Raw genomic sequence first — 15,442 nt, forward strand, 5'->3', positions numbered from 1 at the left:
GTGCCCACTGTCCCCCTCAACCTCATTAACTGTGAGGACGTGTCCCTCAGTTATGGCCTAAAACCGCTTCTTGACCACGTGTCACTAGGTATTAGCGAAACCGACCGCATCGGCATCGTCGGCCTGAATGGGGGAGGAAAAACGACGCTACTTGAAGTGCTCACTGGCCTCCAACAACCCGATAGCGGCCGGGTATCCCGACGCAGTGATCTACGCTTCGCCGTCGTCACCCAGCGCTCACCGCTGCCCCCCGGAGCGACAGTGGGGGAGTCCATCCTGTCAGGAATGGGCTTGGATTCCTACGAATGGGCCTCCGATGCGCGCATTCGCAGCACAATGGCCGGACTAGGTATCGGCAACCTCGGATTGAATACCTCGGTCGATAACCTGTCCGGCGGAGAAAAACGCCGGGTAGCTTTGGCCGCAGCCCTCGTCCAGGAACTCGATCTCATTATTCTTGATGAGCCAACCAACCACCTTGATGTAGAAGGTGTGCAATGGTTGGCCGATCATCTTCTCTCGCGTCACTGCGCAGTTGTGGTCGTCACCCACGACCGCTGGTTCTTGGACACCATCGCCACTCGTACCTGGGAAGTTCATGACGGACAGGTCGACATGTATGACGGTGGCTATAACGACTGGGTTTTCGCGCGGGCAGAACGGGCCCGCCAAGCCGCCGCCGCAGAACAGCGTCGCCAAAATCTCATGCGGAAGGAGCTGGCATGGCTGCGCCGCGGCGCCCCTGCCCGCACGTCCAAACCGCGCTACCGTATCGAAGCCGCGGAAGCACTCATCGCCGATGTTCCCGAACCTCGAAACAGCGCTGAGCTGTTGAAATTCTCCTCCAAACGCTTGGGGAAGACGGTTATCGATATCTTCGATGGTCAGCTTGTGAGCGCTGCAGGGGATGTCCTTATTGATCACCTCAACTGGATGCTGGCGCCGGGCGAACGCATTGGCCTGGTGGGAGTCAATGGTTCCGGCAAGACGACGCTACTTCGTGCGCTTGCTGGAGACTACCCTCTCGCTGGTGGAAAACGGGTGCAGGGACCTACTGTGCACATCGGGTGGCTTAAGCAGGAGCTTGACGATCTACCCACCGACCGCACTGTTCTGCAATCAGTCGAAGATGTGGCGGGGCGTGTCACCATCGGCAAAAACGAGCTCACTGCCTCTCAACTGCTCGAACGCCTGGGGTTCCGCCCTGCCCGACAACGCACTCCCGTCAAGGACCTCTCCGGTGGAGAGCGTCGCCGTCTACAGCTCACTCGCATTCTCATGGATGAGCCGAACGTTTTGCTGCTCGACGAGCCCACAAACGACCTCGATATCGATTCGCTGCAACAATTGGAAGACCTGCTCGATCAATGGGCGGGGACCCTTGTCGTCGTCTCCCACGACCGCTACCTCATTGAGCGGATCTGTGACTCCACCTGGGCGCTGTTCGGAGATGGGAAATTGACGAACCTCCCCCGCGGAATTGAACAGTATCTGGAGACGCGAGCTACCCTCGCGAAGGACGCTACCCATCAGCAGGCGGCACAACTTGGCGCGGAGGCTGCGGATGCCAGTACCTCACAGATCGCACAGCTCACTGCTGGCGGTTTGGTGCGCGGTTCAGCGGAGGAACGAGCTGTCAAAAAGGAACTCGGTCGCTTAGAGCGCACACTGCAAAAATTGCGCAATAACGAGAAGGCGTTGCACGATAAGTTGGCGGCAGCAGCAAGTGCTACGCCTGTGGATACCCAACACCTATCTGAGCTTGATCGCACCCTCAAAGCCGTTCTCGATGAGATTAGCGAAGTGGAGATGGAGTGGCTGGAGAAAGCGGAAACTCTCGAATGACAGAACCGACCAGGGCAGAAGCGACGAACTCTCATCGCACAGGTCCGGGGGAGAAGTCTGTCGGTCTGTTCACCGGACATTTCAAATGGCTCGTCCCCGGACTCGTCCTGTACATGGTGGCAGCCGGGTTTGAAGTAGTCGCTGTCGTGGTCGTGATGCCGACCGTGGCCCACGAGTTGAACGCTATGAGCTCCTACTCTTCCGCAATTGCCATTACCGTCGCCTGCTCTATTGTGGGAATTTTGCTGGCGGGACCGTGGTCAGACCAGAAAGGACCCCGCGGCCCCATCATTGTGGGAGCACTCTCCATGATGACGGGCCTCCTCACCGCAGGTTTCGCCCACACGATGGCATTGTTCCTGCTGGGACGGGCCATTCAGGGGCTCGGCGTGGGACTCGTCAATGTGAGTGCCTATGTGATTATCGGCTGGGAACTGCCCCAGCATCTCCACGCTCGTATGTTCTCCTTGAACGCGGTGGCGTGGATTCTGCCAGCCTTGTTAGGTCCGGCAGTAGCTGGTCTGCTTGTCGACTCGGTGGGTTGGCGTTGGGCGTTCTGGGGAGTCGCCCCTATTTTCCTCATCGCCACTATCATCACGCTGATCGGGATGCGTTCCCATGGGGGAGCTGCAGAGCAGAACCTCACCGCCAGCGAATGGCGAGGAAGAGCCATCCGCGCCCTCATCATCGCCGTCTGTATCGGAGCTCTACAACCGGCCGGGGAACTTGTCCAGGAGGGCAAACTGGCCCTGGTCGTCATCAGTGTCATCGCGATCATGGTGGTGCTTGTAGTGGCGGCTCGCCGACTGGTGCCACCGCACACCCTCACGCTCGGAGAAGGACTTCCCGCAGTGGTAGCCTCTCGCCTTTTCTTAGCCGGCAGTTACTTCGCGATGGAATCCTACATTCCGCTGATGGGTCAATCGTTCCGCGGGCTGAGCCCCACCCAATCTGGTCTCCTCGTTGCGTCGGGATCCGTCACCTGGGGTATTGCTTCCTTCCTGCAGGCGAGACTCCCCGACAATCTCAACCGCACCAGGGTGCTGACGTTTGGGATGGCGTGCGGCACAGTAGGTATCCTCGCCACCCTGACACTCGCCTCGGCCAGTATTCCCCTCGCCATTGCAGTTATCGGCTGGGGTATCGCAGGTTTTGGTATTGGCATTGCTTACCCGTTGGCCGGGGTGATGGTGCTGGCGCTGTCCCAACCTGGGAAGATCGGGAACAATTCGTCCTCCCTCTCTATGGCGGAACAGCTCGGCACATCCACCTCATTGGCTTTGGGAGGCGTTCTCTTCGGAGCTCTAGTGGGCGGCAGTATGCTGCATGCCATCTTGGCCTTCACAGCGGTTCCCTTTCTCTACAGTGTGTTCGGTATCGTTGCAGCAGCCCGCACAAATGTGGGTGAGTTGACCACGCCAGCATCGGAGACCAGCGCGGTTTCCAGCAACTCCACGGAGTAAACTGCTAACGAGAACTTGTGCGCCAGCTCTCGGCGCATCGATAACGGTGTAAAGGACGAGGATGACCGCAGCCCAGGAGGGACATTCCACGGAACAGTCAGTTGATCAACCTGACCCCCGGCTGATCGCCACGCTCACGGGTCGCTGCTTGCACCTTCAGCTCAACAACACCGCCACTCTCAATGCTTTTGACGAGTCTCTCTCCCGTGCCATGCGCTACCATCTGCGCCTGGCTGCCACCGATGAGACCGTCGACTATGTGCTCGTCACCTCACTGAGTGAAAAATCGTTCTGTTCCGGGGGCAATGTTCGTCAGATGGCCCAGTTTTATGCAGACGGAGAAACTGCCCGTGCAGAAGAATTCTTTGCCGTCGAATACGATCTCTGCGCGCTCATCTCCGAATTTCCCAAACCCTACATCACCTTAGTGAATGGGTACTGTATTGGGGGAGGCCTGGGTATTAGCGCCAATGGCCGCTATATGGTCGTCAGTGAAAAAGCCCTCATGTCCATGCCAGAAGCGGGCCTCGGGTTTTGCACGGATGCCGGCATGAGCTGGGTGCTTCCACATCTGTGGGGCGATGGCGGCCAAGCCGACAAAGCACTCGGGATGTACCTCGCCCTCACCGGACGCTGGCTGAGTGCCGCAGACGCACTCTGGTGTGGCCTGGCCGGCTACTACCTGCCCTCCAGCGAGTTCCCCGCTCTCGCCGAAGGACTCCTCACCCTCTCCTATGAACCCGGCTGTGCCCGCACCGCCATCACCACGTACCTCTCTGAACACACCCAACTCCCAGCTGAAGAATCCAGCCTGGCAGAGATTATTCTGCAGGTTGATGAAGTATTCTCGGCGCCCTCAGTGTCGGAGATGATGACCCGTCTGCAGCTAGGGCTGGACACTCGCCGCTACGGAATGTGGGCAAGAGAAGCTCTCTCCGCGTTGCGTGCCTGCAGCCCCACCGCTCTGCAAGGCACCTTCCTGGCCATCGAATGGGGCAACAACTGCCCTGATGTCCGCACTGCAGTTCAGCACGAACACCGTCTGGGGGCACAGTATCTGTGCCATCGTCCCGATTTTCAGAATGGTGTGCGCGCCAAGCTTATTGACAAGAAACCCTATAAAAACTGGGATCCCCCCACTTTGGACGAAGTGGACATGGGGACCCTCCGCACCCGCTAGGAGAACACAGTGACCGCCAACACCATCCGCGTCGCCATCAACGGCTACGGCAACCTCGGCCGTGGCGTGGAAAAGTCCATCCTCGCCGCCCCGGACATGGAACTCGTGGCCATCTTCACTCGTCGCGATCCCGCCAGCCTAGACACTCTCTCCGGGAAAGCTGTCTCGATCGACGATATGGCAGACTATCAGGGCAAAGTTGATGTCTGCGTGAACTGTGGCGGTTCCGCCACTGACCTCATCGACCAGGGCCCGGCCGTTACTCAATACTTCAACACTGTGGACTCCTTTGACACCCACGCCAGGATCCCCGAGCACTACGCAACTATGGATAGCGTCGCTAAGGACAACGACCATATTGCCGTCATCTCCTCCGGCTGGGATCCAGGTCTCTTCTCTATCAACCGCGTTATCGCCGAAGCTGTTCTTCCCGAAGGCAGTACCTACACCTTCTGGGGCCGCGGGGTTTCTCAGGGACACTCCGACGCCATCCGGCGCATTCCCGGAGTGAAAGACGCGAAGCAGTACACTGTGCCGGTCCAGGACGTAGTGGACCGCATCCAGGCTGGTGAACGCCCCGAACTCACCACCCGCGACAAGCATCTCCGCGAATGCTACGTCGTAGCAGAAGAAGGAGCCGACAAGGCGGCGATTGAAGAAGCCATCGTCACCATGGAAAACTACTTCGCCGACTACGACACCACCGTCACCTTTATTAGCGAAGAAGAACTCCTCCGTGACCACTCCGCTATGCCACATGGTGGTCAGGTGATTCGCGCCGGCGAAACCAGCCCCAACACCACTCAGGTGTACGGATTCACGCTGACGCTCGACTCTAACCCCGAGTTCACCGGATCCATGCTGGTCGCCACCGCCCGTGCTGCAGCCCGTTTGGCTGCCGCCGGTGAACGTGGCTGCCGCACCGTTCTCGATATCGCCCCGGCACTTTACGTGCCGATTGACGCTGACGAACTGCGTGCCCACTTCCTCTAAACCAACCCCTAAGTTTTTCTATGTCCGCTGATTCCCCCTCCCACACATCGCCGTCTGCACATCACTCCGCTCCCACACCGGTGACGGCAGCAGGCTCCCTTGCCACAACCGGCGTCGATCCTAACAATGTGGCTGTGTCCCGTACAGCCGGTCGGTGGCGTCCCCGCACCTTCTTTGGCCACCCACTAGGTTTGGCCAATCTCTTCGGGGTGGAGATGTGGGAGCGGTTCAGCTTCTACGGCATGCAGGCGGTCCTCACCTTCTATATCTACTATTCGGTGACTGCCGGCGGCCTGGGTTACTCCAAGGAGATCGCCTACTCCATTGTGGGTGCCTATGGTGGCATGGTGTACCTGGCGTCCATCATCGGCTCGTGGATTTCGGACCGGTGGTTCGGGCCCGCACGTAGCTTGATTGGCGCTGGGTTCATCATCATGCTGGGGCACCTCGCCCTGGCGGTCCTCCCTGGTCTGGCGGGTCTCGTCGTCGGACTAGTGTTTATTGCCTTCGGCGCGGGAACCTTGAAGGCATCCTCGTTGACGGTGCTGGGTGATCTCTACGACGAGAATGATGTTCGGCAAGATGCCGGTTTCTCCGTCTACTACATGGGTATTAACATCGGCGCCTTCATTGGCCCCATTTTGACGGGCATCGTACAGCGCGCGGGTGGCTTCCACTGGGCGTTCGCGCTGGCTGCCATCGGCATGTTTATTGGTCTCATGCAGTATCTCATTCTCGCCAAAAGCACTATTGGCACAGCCGGGCGTGTGGTTCCCAACCCCCTGCCTCGTCAGCGGAAGTGGATGTCTCTCGGCGGTGCGGCTGCAATTGTCCTGGTGGTGTGGGGAGTTTTCGCGATTGGTTGGGTGAACCTGGATAACCTTTCCACCGTGGTGGTAATCCTCACCGCCATCTGTGCAGTGGGGCTCTTCGCCGTCATGCTGACCAGTAAAAAGGTCACCCCGGTGGAGCGTTCCCGAGTGATCGCCTTCATTCCTCTGTTTTTGGCGTCTGCTCTCTTTTGGTCCCTCTACCAACAGCAGTTCACCATTCTGCCGGCCTTCGCAGATCGGCGGCTGGATCTCACTGTAATGGGCCACGAAATGCCGCCGAGTGTGGTGCAGTCCATCAACCCCATTTTCATCATTGTGCTTGCGCCAGTGTTTGCTGCCCTGTGGCAGCACATGGGGGAGCGGCAGCCGCATAGTTCCACCAAGTTCGCACTAGGTGTGTTTTTCTGCGGTCTTTCCTTCCTCGTGTTCGTCCCCTTCGCCCGTATGGAGGAAGCACCCCTCGTTTCTGTGGTGGTCTTGCTGCTGGTGGCGACGGTAGGCGAACTTTTCCTCTCACCTATCGGTAACTCCTTGGCGACACGCCTAGCTCCACAAGCTTTCCACACCCAGATGGTGGCACTCTTCCTACTGTCAGTCGCTATTGGCTCGGCAGCGGCCGGCTCGTTGGCGCAGCTGGCGGATGTGGATGATCCGGGCTCTACCGGCCCTTACTTCCTCATCCTGGGAATCGTCACCATACTCTTGAGCGTGGTGTTTTTCCTGTTGCGTCGGTGGATCGACAAGAAGATGGTGGGAATACACTAACTCTGTGTGAATGACGCTTCTACGCCAACCGCCGCTTCCCTCAGTGGGATGCGGCGGTTTGTGTTGGGTAGGGATTAGTCGGCGATGAGGGTATCCAATGTCAGGTCAGGTAGTTCCTTCTGCAGATAGTTGAGACGCCACTTGTCGCTAATGAGGGCAATGAGTTCGCCATCCTGGCGGGTAAAGATCTCCACTCCTCGCTGGCGGCCTAGTTCTGGGGCGGAAGCGGCATCAGTGCGCCGGGCCACCGTGTAGGGGATGTTCTCTACCACGGTCTCCACGTTATATTCGGCACGCATCCGGGCCTGTACGACCTCAAACTGCAGTACACCGACGGCTGCCATGACTGGGTTGGATTCGCCGCGGAGATCATTGGTGAGGATCTGGACGACGCCCTCTGCACCCAGCTCGTCAACCGCTTTGCGGAACTGTTTGTATTTTGAAAGGGATGCGGCCCGCAAGGTGGCGAAGTGTTCTGGGGAGAAGGCGGGGATAGGCGGGTACTGTGCTTTCTTTCCCTTGTAGAGAGTGTCACCGGGCGCCAACCCGAGGGCATTGACGAGACCCACCACATCACCTGGGTAGGCGGTTTCTACCGTTTCACGATCACGACCAAAGACGGTGAGCGCGTATTTCGTGGCGAAAGGTTTGTTGGTTTGTGCGTGGGTGACCACCATGCCGCGCTCGAATTCTCCACTGACGACACGCATGAAGGCGAGCCGGTCACGATGCGCCGAGTCCATGCCCGCCTGGACTTTAAAGATGACGGCAGAGAAGTCGTCCTCAAGGTCGTGGTAGGTGCCGGAAATATCGTCTCGGCCGGCCGGATGTGGGGCAAGGCCGACAATGCTGTCGAGGATCTGATGTACACCAAAATTGAGTTTTGCAGACGCGAAGATGACGGGGGAGGTTTCTCCAGCTAAAAACAGTTCTTCGTCATGGACTTGTCCCATTTCGGCCAGCAAGGTGGATTCTTCCACGGCGGTAGCCCAGTCGTCCCCCCGGTGAGCTTCCGCGTCAGTCGGGCTGAAGTACTCTTCCGGGGCAATGGTGGAGCCGCCGGCGGTACGCGTGAACTCGATGTATTCATTGGGGTAACCGGCAGCATCGAGGCGGGCGAGACCGTGGAAATCGCCGGCGATACCGACTGGCCAGAAGATAGGGGTGGGGGTGAGGTCGATTTCCGCAGCGATTTCATCCAGCAGCTCGAGTGGGCTTTTCCCGGGGCGGTCCCACTTATTGACGACGGTGATGATGGGAATGTTGCGCGATTTGCATACTCGGAAGAGTTTGAGAGTCTGCGGCTCCAAGCCTTTTGCAGCGTCGATGAGCATGAGGGCTCCGTCGACGGCGGTGAGGACGCGGTAGGTGTCTTCCGAGAAGTCGGAGTGGCCGGGGGTGTCAACGAGGTTGATGACGTAGGGTTCACCATCGCCGGTAGCTCCCTGCGACCCTGCGGGGAGATATTCGAATTGGAGAGCGGTGGAGGAGACCGAGATTCCACGAGCCTGTTCCATCTCCATCCAGTCTGACACTGTCGCTTTGCGGCCGGCTTTACCGTGAACAGCGCCGGCCTCATTGATGACGTGTGCGTGCAGGGCGAGTGCTTCCGTGAGCGTCGATTTACCAGCGTCTGGGTGAGAGATGATGGCGAAGGTACGGCGACGGCGCGCTTCGACGGTAGGGGAAAGAGCATTCACGAGGAGGTCCTTGAGATGTGGTGTCAGAGTGGCGGTGTCAGAGTAGCAGTGACAGCTGAGGATGGTGCCGAAGGCGGGTTAGCGACGGGCGTGTACTCGGTTTTGGGTAGCGGCAATGCCATCTCGGAGGAGGAGCTCAACGACGTCGGCAGCTTCTTGAATGGTCACTCCCACTTCTTCGCAGTCGCGAGCGGAAAGCTGCTTGAGAACGTAAGCAGCCGGGTCCATGCGTCCGGGGGGACGTCCGATGCCAATTCGGACACGCACATAGTCTTTTGTGCCCAGATGTTGGGTCATGGATTTGAGTCCGTTGTGTCCGCCTTCGCCACCTCCACGCTTGACGCGCAGAGTGTTGTCGGTGAGGTCTAGATCATCGTGGAGGACGATGATGTTGGTGGCGGGGATGCTGTAGAACTTTGCGGTTGCTGCCACGGCTCGTCCGGAATCATTCATGAAGGTCCCAGATTTCATGAGGATGACGGGTGTGCCATTGAGCGTGCCACGCCCCACCAGGGCGTTGGTGCGCTTATTGGGGGAGAGGGACACTGAGGGACTAGTGCGTGTGCATAGCTCATCAAGCACCATATAGCCCACGTTGTGACGGGTGAGCTCATACTGTGGACCGGGGTTCCCGAGGCCTACCAGCAGGATAGGGCCAGGGACGGTGTTGATGTCGGGAATCTGAGGACTGGGACTCATAATGCCTCTATTCTCTCACGTTTCCGGCAGGTAGGGCTATTTGTGATGAGACTGTGGGGGAGGACAGAACGGAAGCCCCAGCTGGCGTGAACCAGTGGGGCTTCCGGAGAGGTAAAGGGAAAGAGTTGTTTACTCTTCTGCGGCGGCCTCGTCGTCAGCTGTCTCAGCAGACTCAGTGCTGGCCTCTTCGTCAGTGGCGGACTCGGTGTCAGCTTCTTCTTCGAAGGTGACGTTGACGAGGAGCAGTTCGGGATCGTCGACGAGTTCGACGTTTTCGGGCAGCTTCACGTCGGCAGCGGTGATGGCGCTACCGGCTTCCAGGCCCTCCACGGAGATGACGAGATCTTCCGGAATGTTGAGGGCGTCAGCGTTGACTTTGAGGACGTCAAGTTCCACCAGGAGGGTGGCACCGGGGGCAACTTCGCCTTCCACGAGCAGCGGAACCTCGACCTCAACCTTTTCGCCCTTCTTGACGGTGAGGAAGTCGACGTGTTCGATTTCGCGGGTGAGGGGGTTTTGGGCGATGGACTTTACCAGCGCAGTGGTCTCCTTGCCATCGATGTCGAGAGCGATAACAGCGTTGACGCCCTCTTCACGCACGATGGCGAGGAAGCCCAGGTTGTCGATGGCTACGTGGATAGGGTCAGCACCGTGGCCGTACACAACGGCGGGAATGTTGCCGGCGCGGCGGGTACGACGAGCGGCGCCCTTGCCGAACTCGGTACGGGTGGGGGCGGCGAGAGTCTTCTGTGCCATAGTAATGTTCTCCTCTAGCTGTGATGTCACAGGTGTGAGCGGAAAGTGCTACACAAAGATTTTCATCGCGGCGAGGCACCCAACACGGCCGCGGGATCGGAGAACCCGAGACAATCGCGTCGATAACGGCTGTTTTCAGCCCTCGCCGAGATAACGAGATAAGTGTACAGGACAAGCGTAGCTGCTCCCAACTCGCAAGGATGAACGTCCGCTGCCGCGATGAAGAGGAACCGGGTAGGATTTTGGCAACGTCTGTGAAGAGAAAGCGGAAAAGAACATGACGATGGGTTGGATGATTACCCTTCTGGTGGTCTTTGCCATCGTGGGCATCGCGATGGGGACGGTGTGGGTGTGGACTGGTCATCGGAAGCCCGGTGATATTGCTATCGCCTGCATTCTTGCCTTAGCAGCATGGTTATTGCTCACCACGATTCTGCTGTTTGCCACGGGGGATATTAAGGGAGGTTTGTGATGGCCGTCGGTCCGGGAATCGTTATCCCGCTCATCGCCATTGTGCTGGGCATCATTGCAGGTGTGCTTATCATGCGTGAGTATCCGTTGAACCAAGGCCGTTTCGCGGATGTCGCAGCAGGCGCGTTTATCGCTGTCGTGGTGTTCGGCATGGTATTGCTCACCAGCGCCTACATCGCTCTACTAGTAGCGAAATAGACTTCGCCGCCTAGACACCACTGCGGGCGTAGTGGGCTCCATACCCGCCATGAGTAGAACAAGAAGCGGCTACCGAGAGGGTCGATAGCCGCTTCTGTGGGATAGTCCGGGAAAAAGTCTTAGGCGCCTTCAAAAAGAGCAGTCACTGAACCATTGTTGAAAATCTCACTGATGGTCGCTGCTAGTAGCGGCGCCATCGACAGAACTGTGAGGTTATCGAACTGGTGCTCCTCCGGGATGGGCAGCGTATTCGTAGTGATGACTTCCTTGGCGCCGCAGTTGGCGAGGCGCCCTGCTGCCGGGTCGGAGAAAACGCCGTGCGTGCAGGCGATAACAACGTCGCCTGCACCCGCTTCCTTGAGGACCTTGACGGCACCAGCAATGGTGCCACCGGTGTCGATCATATCGTCAATGAGGACGCAGGTGCGGCCTTTCACGTCACCGATGACGCGGTGGGCAACGACCTGGTTGGCGACGCGTGGATCGCGCGTCTTGTGGACGAAGGCTAGCGGTGCGCCATCAAGAATATTGGCCCACTTTTCGGCGACCTTCACACGGCCAGCGTCGGGGGATACAACCACCATATTCTTGGTACCGTAGTTGTCCTTCACATACTGGGCGAGTTGCCCCATGGCGTGCATGTGGTCGACCGGGCCGTCGAAGAAGCCTTGGATCTGATCGGTATGCAGGTCGACTGCTACGATGCGGTCGGCGCCAGCGGTCTTCAGCAGGTCTGCAATCAGGCGGGCAGACACGGGTTCACGGCCCATGTGCTTTTTATCCTGACGAGCGTAGGGATAGAAGGGCAGAATCGCGGTGATGTGGTTAGCAGAACCGCGCTTTAAAGCATCAATCATGATGAGCAGTTCCACCAGCCACTCGTTGAGCGGAGCCGGGAAGCTCTGGATGACGAACGCATCCGTACCACGTACGGACTCCTCGTAGCGGACGAAGATTTCCCCATTGGCAAAGTTGCGCATGGTGGTCTTCGTGAGGGTGACACCAAGCTCTTGTGCTACTTCCTCGGCGAGCTCCGGGTGTGCACGCCCGGAGATGAGAATGAGGTTCTTTTCCTGAGGGCTGCATTTACTGGACAAAGGGAATCGTTATCCTCAATTGCGGTATCGGTAGGTAGTTTCAACGTTAGTGGATGGAGGGCCTTCTCGATAAATTTTCACTACCGGGAGCCTCTCCCCGGAAGCTACTCTGCAGAGTTCTCGGCAGAGTCGTTGTCGGGCTCTGTAGCTGCGGTTTCTGCCTGAGCTTGGGTGGCAGCAGTTGCCGCCGCGGTACCAGCACGGTGGTCGAGCACCCAGTCCTTGACGATACGTTGAGGGGCATCGCTGTAGGTGAGAGCTCCGGGTGGTACATCGCGGCGAATAACCGTGCCGGCTCCGGAGTAGACGCCGTCACCCACTGTCACGGGGGCAACGTACATAGTGTCGGACCCCATCCTTACATGGGAACCGATAGTGGTGTGGTGTTTGTGCACGCCGTCGTAGTTCACAAAGACGCTAGCTGCCCCAATATTGGAGTACTCACCCACAGTCGCATCGCCCACATAGCTGAGGTGCGGGACTTTCGTGCCGCGACCAATGGTGGCGTTTTTCATTTCCGTGAAAGTACCCATCTTCGATTCAGGTCCCAGATTGGTGCCAGGACGCAGGTACGCCCAGGGTCCCACCGTGGCGCCGTCACCGATCACTGCGTCGGATCCATGGGCGCGAACCACCTCAGCGTCACGCCCCACCGTGATATTGGTGAGAGAGCAGTCAGGGCCAATGGTGGCGCCTTCAGCTACTGTCGTGGTGCCATGGAGCTGGCAGCCCGGCAAAATAGTGACATCCCGGGAAAGTTCCACATCGACGTCAATCCACGTGTTGAGAGGATCGACAATGGTGACGCCCTCCGTCATCCAGTGGGTGAGAATGCGGCGGTTCATCTCCGCAGCGACTTCGGCCATCTGCACACGATTATTGACGCCGGCGACAACGAAGGCGTCATCAAGGCGGTGTGCACGTACCGGACGGTCTGCTTGGCGGGCGATAGAAATAACATCGGTGAGATAGAGTTCGCCCTGCTCATTATTGGTATCGAGGAGTTCTAGGGAACGCCGCAGTTGGGTTGCATCAAATGCGTACACGCCCGAGTTCACCTCGTTGATGACCTTCTCGTCCTCGCTGGCGTCCGCCTGCTCGACGATAGACAGGACTTCACCGTTAGAGTTGCGGACGATGCGACCATAGCCCGTAGGGTCGGGAACGGTGGCTGTCAAGACCGTGACAGCCGGGCGCGGGTGCTGGTCATGGACATCTAAGAGGTCATGCAAGGTGGCGGAGTCCAACATTGGCACATCGGACGTTGTCACCAGGATGGTGCCGGTGAAATCCTCCGGCAAGGCGGACAAACCGCACATCACAGCATGGCCGGTGCCGTTCTGTTCTTCCTGCACGGCAGTGAGGACGGGGCGGTTGAGTTCTTCGGCAATATCCGCCACCGCCTGCTGCACACGTTCCCGCTGGTGACCCGTCACCACCACAATATGGTGTGGAGAGACGCCAGCGGCCGCGTGGACCGCATGCGACAGCATGGAGCGGCCACATAATTCATGGAGCATCTTGGGGGTGGAGGACTTCATTCGCGTGCCCAGACCGGCCGCCAGAATAATAAAGGCGATGGGCGATGCAGCAGTTTTAGACATAAATCCCTCTGCGCTCGGAAAGATGATCTCTTCCATCTTACGTTTTTTCATCATGGTGAACGAAACTCGTCACGCTCGCATTCAACCGGGCAGTATGGAAACATCAGAACCAACGGTTTGCCCGTTGGAGCGTTAACTAGCACTACGAAAGAGGAGCCCCTCATGGCTATTTACAACGACGTCACCGAAACCATCGGCAATACTCCGCTCGTGCGGCTCAACCGGCTGACCGCCAATGCTGGCGCCACCGTGCTCGCCAAGCTCGAGTACTTTAACCCCGCCAACTCTGTGAAAGACCGGATTGGACGCGCCATTATTGACGCTGCAGAGAAGTCGGGCGAGCTGAAGGCTGGCGGCACCATTGTGGAAGGCACTTCCGGAAACACCGGCATCGCGCTCGCGATGGTCGGCGCGGCTCGCGGCTACAAGGTTATTCTCACCATGCCGGAGACCATGTCGAAGGAGCGACAGGTGATGCTCAAGGCTTTCGGTGCTGAGATTGAACTCACACCGGGAGCCGACGGTATGCAAGGCGCGGTTGATCGCGCTAAGGAGATTGTGTCCTCCACCCCCAACTCCATCCTGGCCAGCCAGTTTGCCAACCCTGCCAACCCCGAGATCCACCGCCAGACCACCGCGCAGGAAATCCTCCGCGACACCGACGGCAAGGTGGATATTTTTGTGGCCGGGGTTGGTACCGGCGGTACCCTCACCGGTGTCGGTCAGGAACTCAAGAAGGCCAATCCGGATGTGCAGATTGTGCTGGTTGAGCCGGCCGGCTCCCCGCTTCTCTCGGAAGGCCACGCCGGCCCCCACAAGATCCAGGGTTTGGGCGCTAACTTCGTCCCCGACGTGTTGGACCGTGAGGTCTACAGTGAAGTGATTGACGTTACAGACGAGGACGCGGTGGCGGCAGCCCGCAAGGCGGGGCGAGAGGAAGGCATCCTGGGTGGTATCTCGGCAGGTGCCGCTCTCTACGCTGCCCTGCAGGTAGCAGAACGGCCGGAGAATGAGGGCAAGAACATCGTCGTCATCATTCCGGACTTTGGCGAGCGCTACGTTTCTACCATCCTCTTCGACGATATTCGCGACTAGTCGTTTCCTTTCTTTCCACTCGCTGAAAACGATAGGATCAGAGAAGTTCCGCGCATTCTTGCGGAACTTCTCTGATGTTTATAAGGGGAGCTTCACGTGAATATTCTCGCGCTCATCCGCGAAGATCTGCAGAATGCGCGTGCGCATGACCCCGCCTCCCGCGGGGATCTTGAAAACGCCCTGGTGTATTCCGGCCTTCATGCTATCTGGGCGTACCGTGTGTTTCACGCCATGTGGCAGATTCAACCTCTCCGGCCTTTTGCCCGGCTGGGCTCCCAGATCGTCCGTTCCCTCACCGGTATCGAGATTCATCCCGGCGCTACTATTGGACGTCGTTTCTTCATTGACCATGGCATGGGCGTTGTCATTGGTGAGACAGCTGAGGTAGGAGACGATGTCATGCTCTACCACGGTGTTACTCTCGGCGGGCGTTCCCTCGTTACCGGCAAGCGCCACCCCACTGTGGGGAATCGTGTCCAGGTGGGCTGTGGCGCCAAAGTACTTGGTCCGGTCGTTATCGGAGATGACTGTGCTATCGGTGCTAATGCAGTAGTCGTCCATGATGCTCCGCCAAATTCGATCCTGATTGGCATCCCCGCAGAGGTGCGCCAGCGTGGTGCCGACCAGACGGAGCTCTTGGTGGATCCCGCTGAATACATTGATCCGGCGATCTACATTTAACGCCCGCGTGGGTTAAGGGTCAAAAAGTGTGTCCGGAATCGCGGATTTTCACGGATTGACCT

At 58.4% G+C, this 15,442-nt stretch carries 14 protein-coding genes; 9 read left to right on the forward strand and 5 right to left on the reverse strand.

What is annotated here, in order from left to right; genetic code table 11:
* The 5 genes from Q0X28_RS07180 (at position 1) to Q0X28_RS07200 (ending at position 7,079) form a co-directional block, all read left to right on the forward strand.
* Entirely contained in the window at positions 1-1,845 is a 1,845-nt protein-coding gene (locus Q0X28_RS07180; RefSeq protein WP_296237632.1) for an ABC-F family ATP-binding cassette domain-containing protein, read from the forward strand.
* Positions 1,842-3,308: an MFS transporter gene (locus tag Q0X28_RS07185; RefSeq protein WP_298577269.1), complete on the forward strand. Its 1,467-nt coding sequence runs from the start codon at positions 1,842-1,844 to the stop codon at positions 3,306-3,308. Before Q0X28_RS07180 ends, Q0X28_RS07185 begins: the two co-directional genes overlap by 4 nt.
* Before the next feature lie 61 nt (positions 3,309-3,369).
* Positions 3,370-4,488, forward strand: a complete 1,119-nt coding sequence (locus tag Q0X28_RS07190) for an enoyl-CoA hydratase/isomerase family protein (protein ID WP_296237628.1) — start codon at positions 3,370-3,372, stop codon at positions 4,486-4,488.
* 9 nt (positions 4,489-4,497) lie between these two features.
* The gene (locus tag Q0X28_RS07195; RefSeq protein WP_296237625.1) at positions 4,498-5,481 is read left to right on the forward strand and encodes a diaminopimelate dehydrogenase; all 984 of its coding nucleotides are present in this window, start codon (positions 4,498-4,500) and stop codon (positions 5,479-5,481) included.
* 20 nt (positions 5,482-5,501) lie between these two features.
* Complete coding sequence (locus Q0X28_RS07200) at positions 5,502-7,079, forward strand: peptide MFS transporter (protein ID WP_296237624.1); 1,578 nt, start codon at positions 5,502-5,504, stop codon at positions 7,077-7,079.
* 74 nt (positions 7,080-7,153) lie between these two features.
* Here Q0X28_RS07200 and Q0X28_RS07205 read toward each other — a convergent pair whose 3' ends face one another.
* From Q0X28_RS07205 to Q0X28_RS07215, 3 genes are all read right to left on the reverse strand, one after another.
* A complete protein-coding gene (locus tag Q0X28_RS07205) occupies positions 7,154-8,779 on the reverse strand; it encodes a peptide chain release factor 3 (protein ID WP_298577272.1) in 1,626 nt (541 codons plus the stop codon).
* Between the two features lie 78 nt (positions 8,780-8,857).
* Complete coding sequence (pth, locus tag Q0X28_RS07210; protein WP_298577274.1) at positions 8,858-9,478, reverse strand: aminoacyl-tRNA hydrolase; 621 nt, start codon at positions 9,476-9,478, stop codon at positions 8,858-8,860.
* Between the two features lie 129 nt (positions 9,479-9,607).
* Positions 9,608-10,234: a 50S ribosomal protein L25/general stress protein Ctc gene (locus Q0X28_RS07215; RefSeq protein WP_296237619.1), complete on the reverse strand. Its 627-nt coding sequence runs from the start codon at positions 10,232-10,234 to the stop codon at positions 9,608-9,610.
* Positions 10,235-10,511: 277 nt separating this feature from the next.
* Between Q0X28_RS07215 and Q0X28_RS07220 the strand changes: the two genes are divergently transcribed.
* Together Q0X28_RS07220 and Q0X28_RS07225 are read left to right on the forward strand one after the other, a co-directional pair.
* On the forward strand, positions 10,512-10,706 hold the full coding sequence (locus Q0X28_RS07220; RefSeq protein ID WP_296237616.1) for a hypothetical protein: 195 nt from the start codon (positions 10,512-10,514) through the stop codon (positions 10,704-10,706).
* Complete coding sequence (locus Q0X28_RS07225) at positions 10,706-10,903, forward strand: hypothetical protein (protein ID WP_296237614.1); 198 nt, start codon at positions 10,706-10,708, stop codon at positions 10,901-10,903. Before Q0X28_RS07220 ends, Q0X28_RS07225 begins: the two co-directional genes overlap by 1 nt.
* A gap of 119 nt (positions 10,904-11,022) precedes the next feature.
* Here the strand turns inward: Q0X28_RS07225 and Q0X28_RS07230 are convergent, their stop codons facing one another.
* Together Q0X28_RS07230 and glmU are read right to left on the reverse strand one after the other, a co-directional pair.
* Positions 11,023-12,000 carry a ribose-phosphate diphosphokinase gene (locus Q0X28_RS07230; RefSeq protein WP_298577277.1) on the reverse strand — a complete coding sequence of 326 codons (978 nt, stop codon included), beginning with the start codon at positions 11,998-12,000 and terminating at the stop codon, positions 11,023-11,025.
* Between the two features lie 104 nt (positions 12,001-12,104).
* Positions 12,105-13,604, reverse strand: coding sequence for a bifunctional UDP-N-acetylglucosamine diphosphorylase/glucosamine-1-phosphate N-acetyltransferase GlmU (glmU, locus tag Q0X28_RS07235; protein WP_296237610.1), 1,500 nt, complete (start codon positions 13,602-13,604; stop codon positions 12,105-12,107).
* Positions 13,605-13,766: 162 nt separating this feature from the next.
* On the opposite strand from glmU, the gene cysK reads away from it, so the two are divergent.
* Both cysK and epsC read left to right on the forward strand, forming a co-directional pair.
* Positions 13,767-14,699, forward strand: a complete 933-nt coding sequence (gene cysK / locus Q0X28_RS07240; protein ID WP_296237608.1) for a cysteine synthase A — start codon at positions 13,767-13,769, stop codon at positions 14,697-14,699.
* 96 nt (positions 14,700-14,795) lie between these two features.
* Positions 14,796-15,380 (forward strand): serine O-acetyltransferase EpsC, encoded by a 585-nt coding sequence (gene epsC / locus Q0X28_RS07245; protein ID WP_296237605.1) that lies wholly within the window; start codon positions 14,796-14,798, stop codon positions 15,378-15,380.
* Positions 15,381-15,442: the final 62 nt, after the last annotated feature.

This window comes from uncultured Lawsonella sp., from assembly GCF_947252745.1.
In the GTDB taxonomy this organism is placed as follows: Bacteria; Actinomycetota; Actinomycetes; order Mycobacteriales; family Mycobacteriaceae; genus Lawsonella.

Coding starts and splice junctions, on each gene's coding strand:
- Q0X28_RS07185 (WP_298577269.1), top strand. CDS start 1,842: ATGACAGAACCGACCAGGGCAGAAGCGACGAACTCTCATCGCACAGGT.
- Q0X28_RS07190 (WP_296237628.1), top strand. CDS start 3,370: ATGACCGCAGCCCAGGAGGGACATTCCACGGAACAGTCAGTTGATCAA.
- Q0X28_RS07200 (WP_296237624.1), top strand. CDS start 5,502: ATGTCCGCTGATTCCCCCTCCCACACATCGCCGTCTGCACATCACTCC.
- pth (WP_298577274.1), bottom strand. CDS start 9,478: ATGAGTCCCAGTCCTCAGATTCCCGACATCAACACCGTCCCTGGCCCT.
- Q0X28_RS07215 (WP_296237619.1), bottom strand. CDS start 10,234: ATGGCACAGAAGACTCTCGCCGCCCCCACCCGTACCGAGTTCGGCAAG.
- Q0X28_RS07220 (WP_296237616.1), top strand. CDS start 10,512: ATGACGATGGGTTGGATGATTACCCTTCTGGTGGTCTTTGCCATCGTG.
- Q0X28_RS07225 (WP_296237614.1), top strand. CDS start 10,706: ATGGCCGTCGGTCCGGGAATCGTTATCCCGCTCATCGCCATTGTGCTG.
- glmU (WP_296237610.1), bottom strand. CDS start 13,604: ATGTCTAAAACTGCTGCATCGCCCATCGCCTTTATTATTCTGGCGGCC.
- cysK (WP_296237608.1), top strand. CDS start 13,767: ATGGCTATTTACAACGACGTCACCGAAACCATCGGCAATACTCCGCTC.